Source organism: Mesorhizobium sp. M8A.F.Ca.ET.057.01.1.1 (assembly GCF_003952565.1).
Taxonomy (GTDB): Bacteria; Pseudomonadota; Alphaproteobacteria; order Rhizobiales; family Rhizobiaceae; genus Mesorhizobium.
This window is the reverse complement of record NZ_CP034454.1, coordinates 751,768-769,115: the sequence shown is the minus strand read 5'-3', so window position 1 is coordinate 769,115 and position 17,348 is coordinate 751,768. Positions and strand designations below refer to the sequence as shown.

The window sequence follows — 17,348 nt, the reverse complement described above, 5'->3', positions numbered from 1 at the left end:
CACCGGGAAAGGCGCTGATGCCCGGCACTCGCGGCGCGGTCCGGGTTTACCGCCGGAATCAGGGGCTTGAGCCGTCCGACAGTTGAAACCACCCGGGATTCGACCGAGCTTTCCCACGTGAAGAAAATCCGGACGGGAGCGCGTTGCTCGCAGCCAGAGCGTGTCATGGCCGGGCCATCGCCAAAAACAGGTCCGTTGGGGTAGGTGACGCTGTTTCTTGCAGGCGGTCGCTGCTCCCGCCCGTAACCGAGAAGAGCGGAATTCGATTTTGCTATTGTTCCGGCTGGAGACCGCCTTTGATATGGCGCGATCGCACCATAGCCACTGCACGCAGGGGTAGCAGCAATCCCTTGCTGATTCCCTCGATCTGCCTCGCCGGATCCTGAAATCCGGGCGACGCGGGTGCTATCCCGCGTTGCGGTGGACCTGACGGCCGGCGCCGACCCAGCGCTCGACCTTCTCGAGCAGGGCCCTGGGGCTGATCGGCTTGGGCAGATAGTCGTCCATGCCCGCCTCTAGGCAGCGTTCGCGGTCGCCCTTGAGCGCATGAGCGGTGACGCCGACGATCGGCACATGCGTGCCGGTTTCCTGCTCCAGCAGGCGGATCGCGGCGGTCGCTTCGAGACCGCTCATCTCCGGCATCGAGACATCCATCAGGATCATGCACGGATTGAGCGTGCCGAAAGCGTCGAGCGCCTTGCGGCCATTGCCGACGATCTCGAAACCATAGCCGGTCTCGCCGAGGATCTGGGTGAAGACCATCTGGTTCACCTCGTTGTCCTCGGCCACGAGGATATCCAGCCTGTGCCCGCCGACCGTGGCAGGCGGCCTGGGACGAACCGGTGGCGGCTGCAACTGCGCGCGCTGCTCGGCTACCGCCAGAGGCGACCGCGGGGCAACCTCGAGCACCTCGCCCGCTGGCGGCTGAACGGCGTGGCCGCTGGTGGTGTGGCGATGGCGCTGGATGGTCGCGACCAGCGTCTCGAGGAGCGCCGAGGAGCGTGCCGGCTTGATCAGCTGCGCGTCGATCCCAAGATCGCGGTAGCTGGTGTTGGCAAGCGACTGGTCGACCGAGGTCAGCATGATTATCGGCGTGTCCGCGAGGCCCTCGGTGTTGCGCACGATGCGCGCCATTTCGGCGCCGGTCATTTCGGGCATCTGGTAGTCCAGCACCACGCAGTCGACCGCCACGCCATAGGCTGCCGCGGCGATCAGCACCTTGAGGCCTTCTGCGCCGCTTTCGGCCGCGCAGGAATCGAACGTCCAGGAGGTCATCTGCTCGGTCAGGATGGCGCGGTTGACGGCATTGTCGTCGACGATCAGCACGCGTGCGCCCGTCACGTCCACCGGCGTGATGCGCTGCCCGTTCTGCTGCCCGGCCCCGGGCAGCGTCACGGTGAACCAGAAGGTCGATCCCTTGCCTTCGGCGCTCTCGACCCCGATATCGCCGCCCATCAGGTCGACCAGCCGCGAGGTGATGGCAAGGCCAAGGCCGGTGCCTTCGTGACGCCTCGTCGACGACGTGTCGACCTGGCTGAATTTCTCGAACACCAGTTTCAGTTTTTCCTCGGGGATGCCGATGCCGGTGTCGGTGACCGAGATCGTCAGCCTGGTCCCCGTCGGAACCCGTTCGCCGGTCACGTCGACCAGCACGTGGCCTTCATCGGTGAACTTCACCGCGTTGCCGAGCAGGTTGGTGACGATTTGCCGGATGCGGCCGACATCGCCGATGAACAGGCTTTCGAGCCGCGGCTCGATACGCACGATGAGTTCGAGGTCCTTTTCCTTGGCCCGCGTCGACACCAGCGTCGCCACGTCCTCGATCGCCTCGGCGAGATTGAAGGGCGCTGGATCGAGCACCAGCTGGCCGGCATCGATCTTGGAGAAATCCAGGATGTCGTTGATGATGGTCAGGAGCGCGTTGCCCGATTTGACGATGATGTCGGTGAACGTCTTCTGCTTCGGATCGAGATTGGATTTGGCCAAGAGTTCAGCCATGCCCAGCACGCCATTCATCGGCGTGCGGATCTCGTGGCTCATATTGGCGAGGAATTCCGACTTGGCACGGTCGGCGAGCACGGCGCGCTGGCGTGCCTCGCTGAGCTCCGCCTCGCGTTGCTTGAGCTCCGTAATGTCGGTGGTGGAACCAATCAGGTAGAGCGAACCGTCGGAGGCGATCATTGCGCCCTTGCGGGCGAACTGATGCCTGACGCTGCCGTCGGGAAGGCGAACCGTCTCCTCGATCTCCTGGGTCTCGCCGGTACGCAGCACGGCGAGATCGCTGGCCACGAAAGCCTCGCCATCCGGCCCGAAGATCTCGACGTCGGTCTTGCCGATCGCCTCCTGCTTGCTGAAGCCGGTGAGGTCGCACCAGCCCTTGTTGACGTAGAATTGTCGGAGATCGGAGCGCTTGGCGTAGATCGACACCGGTACATTGTCGATCAGGCTGCGGAACACCTCGTTCTCGCGCATGCTCTCTTCGAGGGCTTGCTCGCGTGCCTTGACGTCGGTGATATCGGTGCTGGAGCCCACCAGATGCACAGATCCGTCGGTGGCCATCAGGCGGCTCTTGCGCGTCATCAACTGCCGCACCGTACCGTCACGATGGGTAACGGGCTCCTCGACCTCGCGCACATTGCCGTTCGTCACGACATCGGTGTCGTCCTGGCTGAAGCCCTCCGCTTCCTCGCCGCTGAACAGCTGGCGGTCGGTCCGGCCGATGACATCGTCCTTGGTGAAACCGGTGAGCGCACACCACGCCTTGTTGACGAATTCGATGCTCAGGTCCTGCGCCTTGATGAAGGCGGCCACCGGTAACTCGTCCATGACGTGGCGGAAGAGATCGATCTGGCGCATCGAGTCACGAAGCGCCGCCTCGCGGCTCTTCAGGTCGGTAATGTCGACGCGCACGCCGATGAAGGTGCCGTCGCCGGTGCGCATGTCATAGACCTGGTACCAGCGTCCATCCGCATTGAGGCGCTCATAGGAGGAATTGGGCAGACGGTAACGCGCCAGGATGCCGTCAAGCCAGCGTTCGGAATCGACTTCGTACAGGCTGTCGATCCCAAGATCGCCGCTCGAACGGAAATAGCCGACCGAATGGCCGAACTCCAGCGCTTCGCGGAAAGTGCGGCCGGGCTGCCAGAAGGGTTTCAGCGCCGGCAGCGTATCCTGCAGCCTGCGGTTGGCGAAGACGAACTTGTCGTCCCGGTCGTAGATGATAACGCCGGCCGGCAGCGATTCCAGCACGTTGGCGAGATGCTTGCGCGCATCTTCGGCTTCGGTCTCGCGCCGCTTCATGTCGGAGATGTCGAAGAGAAAGCCGGCGACATAGTCGCGGCCGCTTGCCACGCGGACCCGGTTCTTCCTGACGATGCGCGAACGGCCGGCGCCGCCGGCCTCGAAGCTTTCTTCCACTTCGTATTGCTGTCCGCTGGCCAGCACCTCGCGTTCGCTGCTTTCGAACAGCGCGACCTCGGCCGGCCCGAGGAAATCGCTTCCCGGCCTGCCAAGCATGGCTTGCGGCGCCTGCTTGAACAGCGCCGCGAAGGCCTCGTTGACGAAGACGAAGCGCAGATTGTCGTCCTTGACGAAGATCGGATCCTTGACGCCGTTGATCACCGCTTCCGCCAGCCGCGCCTTTTCCAGCGCTTCGGCGAGTTCGGCCTCGCGATCCTTCATGTCGGTGACATCGACATAGGAAATGAACCGCTTGCCGCCGGCCAGCGGCGCCATCGACGAGATCAGCGTCCGGCCGTCATTGCGCGGAAACAGCCGCGATCCGGCTATGCCGGACCTGATTTCAGCCTCGCGCTCGGCTACATGCCGCTGCCATGTCGCGTCGTCCGAACCATACGGGTCGATCTCGCGGCTCGCGTCCATCAGCTCGCGGAAGCTGCAGCCGGTCTCGGCGCGCCGGGCGTCGATCTGCCAGAAATCGTAAAAGGCACGGTTGATGACCTCGGCACGCATGTCGGCGTCGAGGACGAGAACACCGATCGGCATCTGATCGACCATGGTGCGCAGATTGGCGAAAGTCTCGGCGATCTTGGCGTTGGCATTCTCGATCTCGGCGTCACGCCGCTTGACCTCGGTGACCTCATAGTAGGTCAGCAGGCGCTTGCCTCCCGACAGAGCCGTGACGGAGAACATCATGGTCCGCCCGTCGGCGTGGGCAAACTCCCGAGGCGCGACGGTACCGGCCCTGATCTCCTCGACGCGGGTGGCGAGGTAGCGCTGCCATTGCTGCTCGTCGATGTCGCCATAGATGCCGTTGCGGCGGTTGAGTTCCATCAACAGGCTGAACGGCGCGCCCACGGTCACGGCCCCATCCGGAATCCTGGAGAGATCGCGATAGGCCTTGTTGACGATCAGTGTGTCGAGCCTGGCGTCCAGAAGCACGACGCCCATGTGCATGGCGTCCATCGTCCGCTCGAGATCGGCAAGATGCCGGACAGGTTCGCCGTCAACCGGCGGTTCCCTGCCCTCGAAGGCGCTGGCCAGCGCGGTGACGTTGCGGCCTATGCCGCGATAGCCGGCAAATTTTCCTTCGCCGTCGAAACGCGGGAAGCCTGAAGTCAGCACCCAGCGGCAGTCGGGGCGGCCACCCTTCAGTTCGTAGACGAAGTCGCGGAACGGCCGGTGCGCCTGCAAATCCTCCAGATGGCCTGCCGCGCTGCGGTTGCCCTTCAGGACCTGATTGAGAAAATCGAAGCGGAACCGGCCAAGCACGTCAGCCGGATCGATACCCGTCGCCGCCTGGTAGCCTTGTGAAAGCCAGGAAAAGCGCAGTTCCGCATCGGTTTCCCAAATCCAGTCCGAGCCCGCTTCGACAAGTTGGCGCAGCGCGTCTGCGCCATCCATGTCGACGCCGGATGATCCGTCGCCGCCATGCGCGGCGGCCTTGCCGGGCTCGCGCTTGCCGCACGCGCCGATTGCTTCGTCCACGTCCGCCATGCTGTCCCCACCCCGAAAATCAAGGCCGAACCCTCCCTCCGCGGTTCGTCGGCGGAATGTGGCGCAGAAGCATTAACGATCCGCTAACCTTAACGGCGCAACTGGCCTGTTCCTGCTGCGTTATTCCGTCCGGTTGTGGCGCGGAGCAAGGCCGCGCTATAAGCATGCGCAGGGGTGTTGCTAATGTATGGACGGATAGGGCCTTTCTTGCTGGGCGTGGCGCTGCTTTTCGGTGGCGGCTGCTCGCGCAGCTATGACGGCACGGTCATTATCCCACGGCCGCTCGACGCCAGGCGGATCTGGGATCGGCCCCCGCCCAATGTCGACTACCAGCCTCAGGTCGACAATGGCGCCTTTCCGGGGCCGCCCCAACCGCCCGGGCGGGTTTCCGACCGCAGAGCCAAGCCTGCCGTCCACAGGCGGTATCAAACCAAGGTATCACCGCCGCCTCCCCAGTCATCGGACTCCGAAAAACAATTGGCATGCAGGAACGTGGGCGCACCCGGCCAAAGGGTTCGCATGGTGTGCGAGTAGAACGGCTCGGCGCTTAACAGCATCGCCCAGCTGTTCCGGCGAACAGTATCCTACAGCGATGCCGCGCCCTTCCTCGGTTCCTTGGCCCCGAGCTTGTCGAGCGCTAGCCGAACCTGACGCAGATCGTCCTGCCAGCCGTCATCGTCGCCCATTGGCCCCTCCGACGCCGCCCGCTGCAGCCCGCGCGCCTCGGATTCGATCTTGCGCAATTCGGCGATCTTCTGGTCGGTAGTCAGGGAGCCGTCTTCGACGATCTCCAGGACCCTCATTTCCCTAAACGTGGCCATGGCGTTTCTCCTGCCTGATACCGACCACAACGCCGGGCGCAGGTCCATGTTCCAGCCGGACTCTAGCCAGGGTCGCGGCCGTCGGCAGGCCGATGCGTCGGGCCATGCGATCAATCAGGCGTTACCGCTGGCTGGTCTTGAAACCTTTGCCCGTGCCGCTGCGTTGAAGGGCGAAGGAGAACGCGGATGTCGATCCACTTCACGGTATCGGAACTGACAAGAAACCTTTTTCACTCTCTTGGGCTGGATCACGACCGTGCCCCACGGCCGCTCAATGCCGAGCAAAGCCTGTTGCTGGAGTGCTATCTCGCCGGGCAGATACCGGAATCAGCTTGGAGCGACTATGTCTTTGAGACGCCGGACCTCGCACGGCATGCAGAACTGCGGCGCCTGAGCCATTGATTTGCCGGGCTGGGGAAAAGGCCCGACAGCAATTGTCTCAAGAGCTATTTCTTGGGTGAAACGAGTTGCAGCGTGAAGACGTTGCCGCCAATGCCTTGCGCCAGATCAGGTGAAAAATTCAGCGGCGTGCAATTCTTGACCGCAGCGACGGCCGCATCGATGAACGACTTGCGCGCCTTCTCGTCCCCGGCCACCTTGGCCGCGGTTGGCCGCGGCGGACCGATCAGAGTGCCGTCGCGCTTGAAACTGAAGCTCAGGGTTACAGTCGAATTCCCGGCATCGGCGGGCGGCGTCCAGCATGACTGGATCGCGGCTCCGACATCGTCCATGCTGTTGAGCGTCGCGGCACTCGACGGACAGACGATCCCCGCCGACATCACACCCGCAATGACCAGTTCGGCAACACCCTTCATCGCAAGCCCTCATCGTCACGACCAGCCGGCAATCTGTGCCGGACCGCCGGGATCGATGGTAGAGCCGACACCGGCAATGGCAATATCCCTTGCCAAAAAGTTGTTCGGACAGAGCATGGCCGATGCGAGCCGATAGCCGAAAACAAAAAGGCCGGCACTGAGCCGACCTTTCCTTTCCGCCTCGGCAGCTGCGCCAGTACATCCGTGGTCGCGGGCCGAAAGCGAATTGTCTCCAGTAGACAGGCTATTGGTAAACCAAACCTTAACGCGCCTGCCGTCCCGCGCACCAAGCCGGGAATCGATAGCCGCGAAGGCCATCCCCTTGCGTTGGACGGCCTATGCGACCGCCCTGAACTCGGCTTCTGGTATCGTCCCGAGACCAGCACACTGCGCGCACACCACGGTCTTTCCGGGACAACCACTTTGATGCGTCCCTTGCGGGCAGCAATGCCCTTTCGACGCACGCCATCTGGAGCAATCGAAAACCTTGCCGCCACCATGGCAGTGCGTGCATATCGTCGTCACAGAAGTCATTCCAAACTCTACCCGACCCGAAATCCGCGTTGCCGCGAAAGCTACCCCCGCACCGCAAGTATCAGAGATCGCAGCGCTTTCAAGCGCCGCGGGCTGACTTAAATTGGGTGAATTCGGGCATTCAGTGCGGCCGTGGGTGCTGCGGCCGCGGGTGCATTGGGCGGATCGCGGTCGCGGCGACCATGAGCGTCGGGAAGACCAAGCCCCCGAGCCCGAATATGACGGCGAAACCGCCCAGTGGTCGCACAACCCGGTGGTGTCGCAGGATTGCCCGGCGTTCCACCGTTAATTTCCCGGGAGTGACAAACGGCGCGCTGCCTCACGGTGGCGGGCTCCTACATATGGAACGACCACGCCAGCGTGCGCGTTATTCACCATCGAACCGATGGAGGTAACTGTGAGGAAGCTGATACTCGCATCCGCGCTCGCATTTGTCACCACAGCCGCTGTCTCTTCACCGACACAGGCTCAATTTCTGTTCCCGCCCTTCTTCGGGGGTACTATGGTGGCGACTATGGTGGAGGGTTCCCCTTCCGCTACCGCCACTATTACAGCCGAGATTACTACGGTGGCCCGTATTACGACATGCAATATCGCCCGTATTACCGATATCACCACAGATATTACCACAGATACTACTACCATCATAGGCACCACCACAGATATTACTACCACCATAGGCACCACCACCACCACAGGTACTATTATAGGTAGCCCGTTGAGGTCGATCGGCGGCGAAACCGTCAGCCATTCGCGGATTATATTCGATGCTTATTCGATGCATCGACGAGCTTGCCAGCTAGGTGCTTGAAAAGCTTGGTACGCCCAAGGGGAATCGAACCCCTGTTCCCGCCGTGAGAGGGCGGTGTCCTGACCGCTAGACGATGGGCGCGCTCAAGAACCGGCGATATAGGCTTGCGGCTGGCAAAAAGCAACTGGGGTTCGGCGGCTTTGCGGCAGCGGACGAAAAACAGCCCGCAAGCTAGCGTTTCGGCTGGATCAGATCCCACAGATTGCCATGGAGATCGGCGAAAACCGCCACCGTTCCATAGGGCTCAAAACGGGGCGCTTCGCGGAATTCGATGCCCTTCTCCAACATCGCGGTATGATCGCTGGCAAAATCGTCGGTTTCGAGGAAGAGAAAAACCCGGCCGCCGGTCTGGTTGCCGATGATTTTCCTCTGCGCCTCGTCGGATGCCTCGGCAAGCAGCAGCCTGGCGCCCTGCCCTTTTGCCGGCGCGACGATCACCCAGCGTTTGCCGTCGCCGAGATCGACGTCCTCGAGCAGCAGAAAGCCCAGCCGCCCGACATACCAGGCGATCGCTTGGTCATAGTCGGCGACGACCAGCGCAACGGTCGCGACACGGCGATGTTCGGAGTATCCGGCCATCGTCTTTGCCTGTCTATTTGTTCCGGATTGCAAAACGGCCGATCAGGCGCCGCTCGGCGATGTCATAGACGAAGATCGCACGGCTGCCGTCGGCGAGTTCCGCATCGATGGAGAGACGATCACCCGACAGCGACTGGCTGACCACTTTGGCGCCCACCGGCAGCACAATATCGGCGCTGGCCGGCTCGCCCGCCGGCGTCTGGACGTCGCCGGACAGCGCCGGGTTGGCCGGCGGCGCCTTGCGTGATTTGTAGACAATCGCCGCGATCACCACCATAAGAGCCAGAAAGAGCAGGCCGAGATTGATGGCCATGAAGCGGATGAGCTTGCCGCGCAGCTTGTCGACCTCGGGGTCAAGCGGCTTTTCCTGTTCTTCATCGGCATCGGGCCGGGCCATGGCAAATATTCCAGAATGGTTTTTCGATGAGCGCTCATAGCGAAGAGGCCCCCGAATTGATAGAGGACCTGTTGATAGGGGCCGCGCCCACCTTGCTGGTCGCCGGCGCGGATGCGGTCGGCCAACGCCTGGACCAGTGGCTGGCAGCGGCCCTTGGCCCGGACATGTCTCGCAGTCGCGTGCAGCTGCTGATCAGGCAAGGCGGCGTCGTCATCGACGGCAAGCCGGTCGACGAAACCAAGCGCAAGATGAGCGCAGGCGAAAATGTTTCGGTGGCCATGCCGGAACCGGAACCGGCGCAGCCACAGGGCGAGAACATCGCGCTCGACGTGCTCTACGAGGACGACGAATTGATCGTCATCAACAAGCCTGCGGGGCTGGTCGTGCACCCCGGCGCCGGCAACTGGACCGGCACGCTGGTCAATGCGCTGATCCACCATTGCGGCGACAGCCTGTCTGGCATTGGCGGGGTACGCCGGCCCGGCATCGTCCATCGCCTCGACAAGGAGACAAGCGGCGTCATGGTGGTCGCCAAGACCGACCGCGCCCACAAGGCGCTGTCGGAGGCCTTCGCCGACCACGGCCTGACGGGCGACCTCGAACGCGCCTACCTGGCGCTGGTCTGGGGCGTACCCCAGAGGCCGACCGGAACGATCGACGCGCCGCTTGGCCGCGCCGCTGACCGAGTGCGCCGCGCTGTCGTGCCGGAAGGCCGCGACGACGCGCGCCACGCCGTCACCCGCTTTGCCGTGCAGGAGCGTTTCGGCGAGGACCAGCGGGAATTCGCCACCGCAAGCCTCGTCGAATGTCGGTTGGAAACCGGCCGCACCCACCAGATCCGCGTTCATATGGCCCATATCGGCCATCCCGTCATCGGCGACCCCGATTACGGCCTGGCGTTCCGCACCAAGGCCAACCGACTGCCGGAGCCCCTGAAAAGCCAGGTCAAGGCATTTTCCCGGCAAGCTTTGCATGCCTGGCTCCTTGCATTTCGGCACCCCACTACCCATCTGACGATGAGGTTCGAGGCGCCGAGACCGGGGGACATGGAGGAACTCGTCGGCGGCTTTCGCAAACTCTGAACCTGCCATCAAAAACCTGAGTGGCATTGTTCACTTCAACGTGACACACTGTTTCGTGTTGAACAAATGCCTGTCTTTTCTGGTTTTGTTCCTGTATAAGTTCTGATGTCGCGGGCGAGCCTTTTGGTGCTCGCGTCACATGCCCGCCGCGTTTCGGGGGCATCACTCCAATAGAGAGGGGGCGCTACCATGGCCCAGTCATTACCCAGTATCGTTTCCGGCGAAGGCGGCCTCAGCCGCTATCTGGAAGAAATCCGCCGCTTTCCCATGCTGCAGCCGCAGGAAGAGTACATGCTCGCCAAGCGTTACGCCGAGCATGAAGACACCACGGCCGCGCACAAGCTCGTCACCAGCCATTTGCGGCTCGTCGCCAAGATCGCCATGGGCTATCGCGGCTACGGCCTGCCGATCGGCGAGGTGATCTCGGAAGGCAATGTCGGCCTGATGCAGGCCGTCAAGAAATTCGAACCCGAGCGTGGTTTCCGCCTCGCCACCTACGCCATGTGGTGGATCAAGGCCTCGATCCAGGAGTACATCCTGCGCTCGTGGAGCCTGGTCAAGATGGGCACGACCGCCAACCAGAAGCGTCTGTTCTTCAATCTCCGCAAGGTGAAGGGCAAGATCCAGGCGCTGGATGACGGTGACCTCAAGCCCGACCAGATCGCTGAGATCGCCACGCGGCTGAACGTTTCCGAGGCCGAAGTGGTGTCGATGAACCGCCGCCTGTCCGGCGACGCGTCACTCAACGCGCCGATCCGGGCGACGGAAGGCGAGTCCGGCGAATGGCAGGACTGGCTGGTCGACGACCACGAAAGCCAGGAAGAGATGCTGATCGAGCAGGACGAGCTGGAAAACCGGCGCGGCATGCTGTCGGGCGCTCTGGCCGTGCTCAACGATCGCGAGCGGCGCATCTTCGAGGCCCGTCGCCTCGCCGAGGAGCCGCTCACCCTGGAAGAACTGTCGGCCGAGTTCGATATCAGCCGCGAGCGTGTTCGCCAGATCGAGGTGCGCGCCTTCGAGAAGGTGCAGGATGCCGTCAAGGCCGCCGCCAAGCGCCAGATGCAGGCGCTGCGCACCATCGAGGCACAGCCGGCGGCTTAAAGCCGGGATCGTCCAGGAATATCAAGGCGGCGTCAGGAAACTGGCGCCGCTTTTTTGTACGCCCAGCGAGCCACGGTTACTTCAAAGCGAATCCAGTGGAAATTTGAGGTACTGCCGGCCATTGGCTTCCGGTTCCGGCAGCCGTCCGCCGTTCATGTTGACCTGCAGCGCATGCAGGATCAGCCGCGGCATCGGCAATGTGCGGTCGCGCGCCTCGCGTAACGCGACGAACTCGGCCTCAGTGCGCGCGGCGACAAGATGGGTGTTGGTGGATTTCTGTATCGCCACGGTGCTTTCCCACAGGGGCTCGCGGCCACCGGCCTGATAGTCATGGCCGACGAAGACGCGCGTCTCGTCGGGCAACGCCAGGATATCCTGGATCGAGCGCCAGAGCCGTGCGGCGCTGCCGCCGGGGAAATCCGCCCTCGCTGTGCCGCTGTCGGGCATGAACATCGTGTCATGCACGAAGGCCGCATCCCCCACCACATAGGTGATCGACGCCAGCGTATGTCCTGGCGAGAACAGCACCGTGACCGGAAGGGTTCCGATCCGGAACGTCTCGCCCTCGGCGAACAACCTGTCCCACTGCGTGCCGTCGGCGGGAAAATCTGGCCAGTTGTAGATGACCTTCCACAGGGCCTGGACGTCGACGATCCTGTCGCCGATCGCCATCGGCGCTCCGGTCTTCTGTTTCAGGTAATGCGCCGCCGAGAAATGGTCGGCGTGCGGGTGGGTGTCGAGGATCCATTCGAGCACCAGCCCGTTCTCGCCAACGAAATCGAGCAGGGCATCCGCGCTCCTCGTACCGGTTGCGCCGGATCTCTCGTCGAAATCCAGGATCGGATCGATGATGGCGCATCGCTTCGTGGCCGGGTCCGTGACGACATACTGAATGGCCCGGTCGGCTTGTCATAGAAGCCGCTGACCAAAGGCCCGGCCAAAGCTACATCCACGTCCGGCTCCCTCACCCCACGGCCGGCAGGAACGACTTTCTCCACCGGAACCCATTGCGGGCATGGTTGTCCGCTCCCGCGGGCCAGTCAAGCATGACTTGGCTCGCAGAAGCTGAAAAACCAAAAACGGTTGCGACGCGTTGGCTTCAGGCGGAAGGCTGTTTGGTCTTCCTGAGATAGGGCAGGATGGTCTCATAGGCGCCGAAGCGCTTGATCGCATCCTCGTTGGAAACGGCGGCCGTGATGATGACGTCCTCGCCCTGCTTCCAGTTCGCCGGCGTCGCCACCTGGTGCTTGGCGGTGAGCTGCATGGAATCGACCGCGCGCAGGATCTCGTCGAAGTTGCGCCCTGTCGTCATTGGATAGGTCAGCACCAGCTTGATCTTCTTGTCCGGTCCAATGACGTAAACCGAGCGCACGGTGGCGTTGTCGGCGGGCGTGCGGCCTTCCGAGGTCTCGCCGGCGCCGCCTGGCAGCATGTCATAGAGCTTGGCGACCTTGAGGTCCTTGTCGCCGATTAGCGGATAATGCACCGAATGGCCGGTGGCCGTCTTTATGTCGTCCTGCCATTTGCCGTGGCTTTCGACCGGGTCGACCGAAATGCCGATGATCTTGACGTTGCGCTTCTTGAACTCGCCCTCGAGACCCGCCATCGTGCCAAGCTCGGTCGTGCAGACCGGCGTGAAATTCTTCGGATGGCTGAACAGGATCGCCCAGCCGTCGCCGATCCAGTCATGGAATTTGAGGGTTCCCTGCGTGGTTTCTGCGGTGAAGTCCGGCGCGATATCGTTGATACGAAGACTCATGACCTATCCCTACCCCTTGTGAAATGTAGCCGGTATTCTTTTCGCCGGCCGGCGCCGGCACCCGATCGTAGCACCGCAGCGTGACTGATTAAACGCTGGAGATGACGGCTATTCACCTGGCGGGTAAAAATTTTTCCGCGCCCGCGGATCGGGAGCGAAAAATAAGGCGTGACATCGGGCATGAGACCACGCGGGGGATCGGCGAGGCGTGCCTCAGGCCTTGGTGATCGCCAGCGACGTCGCCAGATCTTCCATTCGCTGCGCCAGGGCGCCAAGCGCGTTGGTCAGCACGCTGTCGCTCTTGTCGGCCTTGGTCAGCGCCTCGTCGCGCGTCTTGCGCAAGGTCAGCACTTCGCTCTCCATGCCCTTGACGCGCTTCTGCAGTTCGGAAAGCTCGTCCATCACCATGATGCCGGCCATGACGGTCAGCCGCTGGTCGCCGATCTCGCCAAAAGAATCCTTCAGATGCGAGACATAGCGGTCGAAGCGTTCGGCGAGATCGATCAGATGCTCTTCCTGGCCCTCGTCGCAGGCCATGCGGTACTGCTTGCCGTCGATTGAAACCGTGACCTGTGCCATCGGGCCAGCTCCTATCTGTCCAACACGGCGCGGATGGTTTCCATCGCGGTCACCAGCCGTCGCGAGACTTCCTTGTTGGCATCTTCCAGCCGTTCGGCGCGCGCTTCGGAATTGTCGAGCTCCTGCGCCAGCCGGGAGCGATCGGCATTCATCCGCTGCACTTCGGCCTCGGCTTCCGAATAGTCGCGTTCATGCTCGAGCTTGGCCGCGACGGCATTTTCCAGCCCCTCGATGGCCTTGCTCAGCCTGGCGATTACTTCCTTGAGCGTGGTTTCCCCGGTCATGGCCTTCGTCCTGTGCCCTGCCCATCACCGAATCGTTCGCGTTCAGAACGCGTTATGTCAGAAACATTAGGCACCGGGTGAAGGCAACGTCAACAAAGCTCTCGCGACTGTCCCCGCTAACGCTAATGTAGACCCGCCCGCGGCATCACAAGACCGGCAAATCTGCACCCGATTTGTTGACTAAAAGCCCGCGCCTGCTATGTGTCGCGCACCCTTTTCAAGGGCTCTCCCAAGCCCGCAAACTCCCACCTCGGAGGAACCATGACGTCGCGTGAACAACATGACCGGATGGCCAATGCGATCCGTTTTCTCTCCATGGACGCCGTCGAGAAGGCGAATTCCGGCCATCCCGGCCTGCCCATGGGCTGCGCCGACATCGCCACGGTGCTGTTCACCCGCTTCCTGAAATATGACCCCAAGGCCCCGCACTGGGCCGACCGTGACCGCTTCATCCTGTCGGCCGGCCATGGCTCGATGCTGCTCTACTCGTTGCTGCATCTGACAGGCTACGAAGACATGACCATCGACCAGATCAAGCACTTCCGCCAGCTGGGTTCGAAAACGGCGGGCCATCCCGAATACGGCCATGCCACTGGCATCGAGACCACGACCGGCCCACTCGGCCAGGGCCTCGCCAATTCGGTCGGCTTCGCGCTCGGCGAGCGCATCATGAACGCCGCCTTCGGCAACGACCTCGTCGACCACTACACCTATGTGCTGGCCGGCGACGGCTGCCTGATGGAAGGTGTTTCCCAGGAAGCCATCGCGCTTGCCGGTCACCTCAAGCTCAACAAGCTGATTGTCTTCTGGGACAACAACAACATCTCGATCGATGGCCCGGTGTCGCTCGCCGACAACACCGACCAGGTCGCCCGCTTCCAGGCCTCCGGCTGGAACGCCAGCCATATCGACGGCACCGATCCGGAAGCGATCGCCTATGCCATCGAAGCTGCCCGCCATTCCGACAAGCCGACGATGATCGCCTGCAAGACGACCATCGGCTTCGGCGCCCCGACCAAGGCCGGCACCAACAAGGCGCACGGTTCGCCGCTCGGCGCTGACGAGATCGCGGGCGCGCGCAAGTTCTTCAACTGGGACTCGCCGCCCTTTGAGATTCCGGCCGACATCCTCGACGCCTGGCGTACCGCCGGCAAGGCCGGCGCCAAGGCGCGCACCGACTGGGAAGGCCGCCTCGCCAAGGCCGAGCCAAAGCTGAAGGCCGAGTTCGAGCGCCGCCTCGCCGGCAAGCTGCCGGGCAATTTCGACGCCGTCATCGCCGACTACAAGAAGAAGCTCTCGGTCGACAAGCCGAAAGTCGCCACCCGCAAATCGTCGGAAATGGCGCTCGAAGTGATCAATGGCGCGGTGCCGGAGACCATTGGCGGCTCGGCGGATCTGACCGGCTCCAACAACACCAAGACCAGTCAGACCAAGAACATCACGCCGGACGACTACGGCCAGCGCTATGTCCACTACGGCATCCGTGAGCATGGCATGGCTGCCGCGATCAACGGCTTGACGCTGCATGGCGGTCTCATCGCCTATGGCGGCACCTTCATGTGCTTCTCCGACTATGCCCGCCCGTCGATGCGGCTTGCCTCGCTTATGGGCATCCGCTCGATCTTCGTCATGACCCACGATTCCATTGGTCTGGGCGAAGACGGCCCGACCCACCAGCCGGTCGAGCACCTGGCGGCCCTGCGCGCCATTCCCAACCACAACGTGTTCCGTCCGGCCGACGCCGTGGAAACCGCCGAATGCTGGCAGATCGCGCTCGAATCCGAAAAGACGCCGTCGACGCTGGCGCTGACCCGGCAGAACTTGCCGACCGTGCGCACCGAGTTCACCGAAAAGAACCTGAGCAGCCAGGGCGCCTATGAACTCGCCGCCGCCAGCGGTGAAGCCGCGGTGACGATCTTCGCCACCGGCTCCGAGGTCGAGATCGCGCTCGGCGCCCGCGACCTGCTGGAAAAGCATGGCCACCCGACCCGTGTCGTCTCGGTGCCTTGCTTCGAACTGTTCGACAAGCAGAGCGACGCCTATCGCAAGAAGACCATCGGCGACGCGCCGATCAAGATGGCGATCGAGGCCGGCATCCGCCAGGGCTGGGATCATCTCATCGGCTCGGACGGCATCTTCGTCGGCATGACCGGCTTCGGCGCCTCCGGCACCATCGAGCAGCTCTATCCACATTTCGGCATCACCGCCGATGCGGCTGCCAAGGCAGCTGAAGCCCGCCTGCATGGCAAGTGAGGCCCGGGCATGTCGCCCAAAAGTGTATCGCGGTTTTGGGATAACGACATGCACAAAATAAATCCCCGGCGGGATCGCATGAAAAGCGGTTTCGCCGAACTGGCCTAACCTAATCGATTTAAATCCAGCCCGCTGCGGCTGGATTCTTCGCCCGTCCGCCGCTATGAACCTGCGGACCAATCGTCTGCCTTCCAGCTCTCAGGGAGAGAACAATGACCGTCAGAGTTGCCATCAACGGATTTGGCCGCATCGGCCGCAACATCCTGCGCGCCATCCATGAGTCCGGCCGCAAGGACATCGAGGTCGTCGCCGTCAATGATCTCGGCCCGGTCGAGACCAACGCCCACCTGCTGCGCTTTGACAGCGTGCACGGCCGCTTCCCCCATGAAGTGTCGGTCGACGGCGACCAGATCACCGTCGGCAAGGAGAAGTTCAAGGTCACGGCGATCAAGGACCCGACCCAGTTGCCGTGGAAGGAACTCGGCGTCGACATCGCGCTCGAATGCACCGGCATCTTCACCGCCCGCGACAAGGCCGCCGCGCACCTGACCGCCGGCGCCAAGCGCGTGCTGGTCTCGGCTCCCGCCGACGGCGCCGACTTGACCGTCGTCTACGGCATCAACCACGACAAGCTGACCAAGGACCACATCGTCATCTCGAATGCGTCCTGCACCACCAACTGCCTGGCACCGCTGGCGGCCGTCCTGCATGAGACGGTCGGCATCGAAAAGGGCATGATGACGACGATCCATTCCTACACGGGCGACCAGCCGACGCTGGACACCATGCACAAGGATCTCTACCGCGCCCGCGCCGCGGCCCTTTCGCAGATCCCGACCTCGACCGGTGCGGCCAAGGCGATCGGCCTCGTCCTGCCAGACCTCAAGGGCAAGCTCGACGGTATCTCGATCCGCGTGCCGACGCCGAATGTCTCGGTCGTCGACTTCAAGTTCATCGCCAAGCGCTCGACCACCGTGCGGGAAATCAACGAGGCGGTCATCGCCGCCTCCAACGGCAAGCTGAAGGGCATTCTCGGCGTCACCCATCACCCGAACGTGTCGATCGACTTCAACCACGATCCGCGCTCGTCGATCATGGCGCTCGACCAGACCAAGGTGATGGACGGCAACTTCGTTTCGGTGCTGTCGTGGTACGACAATGAATGGGGCTTCTCGAACCGCATGGGCGACACCGCCGTGGCTTTCGGCAAGACCATCGCCTGATCGAAGATCCGTCTTCCCGACACTCGAAACGCCCGGCTTCGTCCGGGCGTTTTCGTTTGCCGGAGCAGCAACGCGAAAATCGGCGGCGCGGGGCAAAAAACCACCCTCCCGCCTTGCACTGGTCACGCCTTCGCCCCACTCTCCCGTAAAGCCA

At 62.8% G+C, this 17,348-nt stretch carries 15 protein-coding genes, 1 tRNA gene and 1 pseudogene; 6 read left to right on the top strand and 11 right to left on the bottom strand.

The features are described 5' to 3' along the window. Window positions 1–405: 405 nt before the first annotated feature. Together EJ077_RS03520 and EJ077_RS03515 are read right to left on the bottom strand one after the other, a co-directional pair. Entirely contained in the window at window positions 406–4,956 is a 4,551-nt protein-coding gene (locus EJ077_RS03520) for a PAS domain-containing protein (RefSeq protein ID WP_208699647.1), read from the bottom strand. Window positions 4,957–5,540: 584 nt separating this feature from the next. Continuing rightward, complete coding sequence (locus tag EJ077_RS03515) at window positions 5,541–5,777, bottom strand: hypothetical protein (protein ID WP_135882130.1); 237 nt, start codon at window positions 5,775–5,777, stop codon at window positions 5,541–5,543. Between the two features lie 186 nt (window positions 5,778–5,963). Here EJ077_RS03515 and EJ077_RS03510 point away from each other — a divergent pair, with 186 nt between their 5' ends. Next, window positions 5,964–6,179, top strand: a complete 216-nt coding sequence (locus EJ077_RS03510) for a hypothetical protein (RefSeq protein WP_208699645.1) — start codon at window positions 5,964–5,966, stop codon at window positions 6,177–6,179. A gap of 44 nt (window positions 6,180–6,223) precedes the next feature. On the opposite strand, the gene EJ077_RS03505 is transcribed toward EJ077_RS03510, so the two are convergent. Together EJ077_RS03505 and EJ077_RS03500 are read right to left on the bottom strand one after the other, a co-directional pair. Next, on the bottom strand, window positions 6,224–6,592 hold the full coding sequence (locus EJ077_RS03505; protein WP_208699643.1) for a hypothetical protein: 369 nt from the start codon (window positions 6,590–6,592) through the stop codon (window positions 6,224–6,226). A 15-nt stretch (window positions 6,593–6,607) separates the two neighbouring features. After that, complete coding sequence (locus EJ077_RS03500) at window positions 6,608–6,910, bottom strand: hypothetical protein (RefSeq protein WP_208699641.1); 303 nt, start codon at window positions 6,908–6,910, stop codon at window positions 6,608–6,610. 613 nt (window positions 6,911–7,523) lie between these two features. On the opposite strand from EJ077_RS03500, the gene EJ077_RS03495 reads away from it, so the two are divergent. After that, window positions 7,524–7,937 carry a hypothetical protein gene (locus EJ077_RS03495; protein ID WP_208699639.1) on the top strand — a complete coding sequence of 138 codons (414 nt, stop codon included), beginning with the start codon at window positions 7,524–7,526 and terminating at the stop codon, window positions 7,935–7,937. 6 nt (window positions 7,938–7,943) lie between these two features. Here EJ077_RS03495 and EJ077_RS03490 read toward each other — a convergent pair. From EJ077_RS03490 to EJ077_RS03480, 3 genes are all read right to left on the bottom strand, one after another. Next, a tRNA-Glu gene (locus EJ077_RS03490) sits at window positions 7,944–8,018 on the bottom strand. A 90-nt stretch (window positions 8,019–8,108) separates the two neighbouring features. Further along, the gene (locus EJ077_RS03485) at window positions 8,109–8,516 is read right to left on the bottom strand and encodes a VOC family protein (protein WP_208699637.1); all 408 of its coding nucleotides are present in this window, start codon (window positions 8,514–8,516) and stop codon (window positions 8,109–8,111) included. A gap of 13 nt (window positions 8,517–8,529) precedes the next feature. Then, window positions 8,530–8,913, bottom strand: coding sequence for a fimbrial protein (locus tag EJ077_RS03480; RefSeq protein WP_127277834.1), 384 nt, complete (start codon window positions 8,911–8,913; stop codon window positions 8,530–8,532). A gap of 26 nt (window positions 8,914–8,939) precedes the next feature. Here EJ077_RS03480 and EJ077_RS03475 point away from each other — a divergent pair, with 26 nt between their 5' ends. Together EJ077_RS03475 and rpoH are read left to right on the top strand one after the other, a co-directional pair. After that, the gene (locus tag EJ077_RS03475; protein WP_208699635.1) at window positions 8,940–9,995 is read left to right on the top strand and encodes an RluA family pseudouridine synthase; all 1,056 of its coding nucleotides are present in this window, start codon (window positions 8,940–8,942) and stop codon (window positions 9,993–9,995) included. Between the two features lie 189 nt (window positions 9,996–10,184). After that, on the top strand, window positions 10,185–11,096 hold the full coding sequence (rpoH, locus tag EJ077_RS03470) for an RNA polymerase sigma factor RpoH (RefSeq protein ID WP_015315375.1): 912 nt from the start codon (window positions 10,185–10,187) through the stop codon (window positions 11,094–11,096). Between the two features lie 81 nt (window positions 11,097–11,177). Here the strand turns inward: rpoH and EJ077_RS03465 are convergent. The 4 genes and pseudogenes from EJ077_RS03465 to EJ077_RS03450 form a co-directional block, all read right to left on the bottom strand. Then, a pseudogene (locus tag EJ077_RS03465) lies at window positions 11,178–12,049 on the bottom strand (MBL fold metallo-hydrolase). Between the two features lie 146 nt (window positions 12,050–12,195). Next, on the bottom strand, window positions 12,196–12,855 hold the full coding sequence (locus EJ077_RS03460; RefSeq protein ID WP_208699633.1) for a peroxiredoxin: 660 nt from the start codon (window positions 12,853–12,855) through the stop codon (window positions 12,196–12,198). Between the two features lie 213 nt (window positions 12,856–13,068). Further along, the gene (locus EJ077_RS03455) at window positions 13,069–13,434 is read right to left on the bottom strand and encodes a cell division protein ZapA (protein WP_027141889.1); all 366 of its coding nucleotides are present in this window, start codon (window positions 13,432–13,434) and stop codon (window positions 13,069–13,071) included. 11 nt (window positions 13,435–13,445) lie between these two features. Then, a complete protein-coding gene (locus tag EJ077_RS03450; RefSeq protein ID WP_015315371.1) occupies window positions 13,446–13,718 on the bottom strand; it encodes a DUF4164 domain-containing protein in 273 nt (90 codons plus the stop codon). A 261-nt stretch (window positions 13,719–13,979) separates the two neighbouring features. Here EJ077_RS03450 and tkt point away from each other — a divergent pair, with 261 nt between their 5' ends. Together tkt and gap are read left to right on the top strand one after the other, a co-directional pair. Beyond that, window positions 13,980–15,971, top strand: coding sequence for a transketolase (gene tkt, locus EJ077_RS03445; RefSeq protein ID WP_208699631.1), 1,992 nt, complete (start codon window positions 13,980–13,982; stop codon window positions 15,969–15,971). A gap of 212 nt (window positions 15,972–16,183) precedes the next feature. Beyond that, a complete protein-coding gene (gap, locus tag EJ077_RS03440; protein WP_208699629.1) occupies window positions 16,184–17,194 on the top strand; it encodes a type I glyceraldehyde-3-phosphate dehydrogenase in 1,011 nt (336 codons plus the stop codon). Window positions 17,195–17,348: the final 154 nt, after the last annotated feature.

Coding starts and splice junctions, on each gene's coding strand:
- EJ077_RS03455 (WP_027141889.1), bottom strand. CDS start 13,434: ATGGCACAGGTCACGGTTTCAATCGACGGCAAGCAGTACCGCATGGCC.
- EJ077_RS03500 (WP_208699641.1), bottom strand. CDS start 6,910: ATGGCCTTCGCGGCTATCGATTCCCGGCTTGGTGCGCGGGACGGCAGG.
- gap (WP_208699629.1), top strand. CDS start 16,184: ATGACCGTCAGAGTTGCCATCAACGGATTTGGCCGCATCGGCCGCAAC.
- rpoH (WP_015315375.1), top strand. CDS start 10,185: ATGGCCCAGTCATTACCCAGTATCGTTTCCGGCGAAGGCGGCCTCAGC.
- EJ077_RS03460 (WP_208699633.1), bottom strand. CDS start 12,855: ATGAGTCTTCGTATCAACGATATCGCGCCGGACTTCACCGCAGAAACC.
- EJ077_RS03520 (WP_208699647.1), bottom strand. CDS start 4,956: ATGGCGGACGTGGACGAAGCAATCGGCGCGTGCGGCAAGCGCGAGCCC.
- EJ077_RS03485 (WP_208699637.1), bottom strand. CDS start 8,516: ATGGCCGGATACTCCGAACATCGCCGTGTCGCGACCGTTGCGCTGGTC.
- EJ077_RS03515 (WP_135882130.1), bottom strand. CDS start 5,777: ATGGCCACGTTTAGGGAAATGAGGGTCCTGGAGATCGTCGAAGACGGC.
- EJ077_RS03450 (WP_015315371.1), bottom strand. CDS start 13,718: ATGACCGGGGAAACCACGCTCAAGGAAGTAATCGCCAGGCTGAGCAAG.
- EJ077_RS03475 (WP_208699635.1), top strand. CDS start 8,940: ATGAGCGCTCATAGCGAAGAGGCCCCCGAATTGATAGAGGACCTGTTG.
- EJ077_RS03505 (WP_208699643.1), bottom strand. CDS start 6,592: ATGAAGGGTGTTGCCGAACTGGTCATTGCGGGTGTGATGTCGGCGGGG.
- tkt (WP_208699631.1), top strand. CDS start 13,980: ATGACGTCGCGTGAACAACATGACCGGATGGCCAATGCGATCCGTTTT.
- EJ077_RS03510 (WP_208699645.1), top strand. CDS start 5,964: ATGTCGATCCACTTCACGGTATCGGAACTGACAAGAAACCTTTTTCAC.
- EJ077_RS03480 (WP_127277834.1), bottom strand. CDS start 8,913: ATGGCCCGGCCCGATGCCGATGAAGAACAGGAAAAGCCGCTTGACCCC.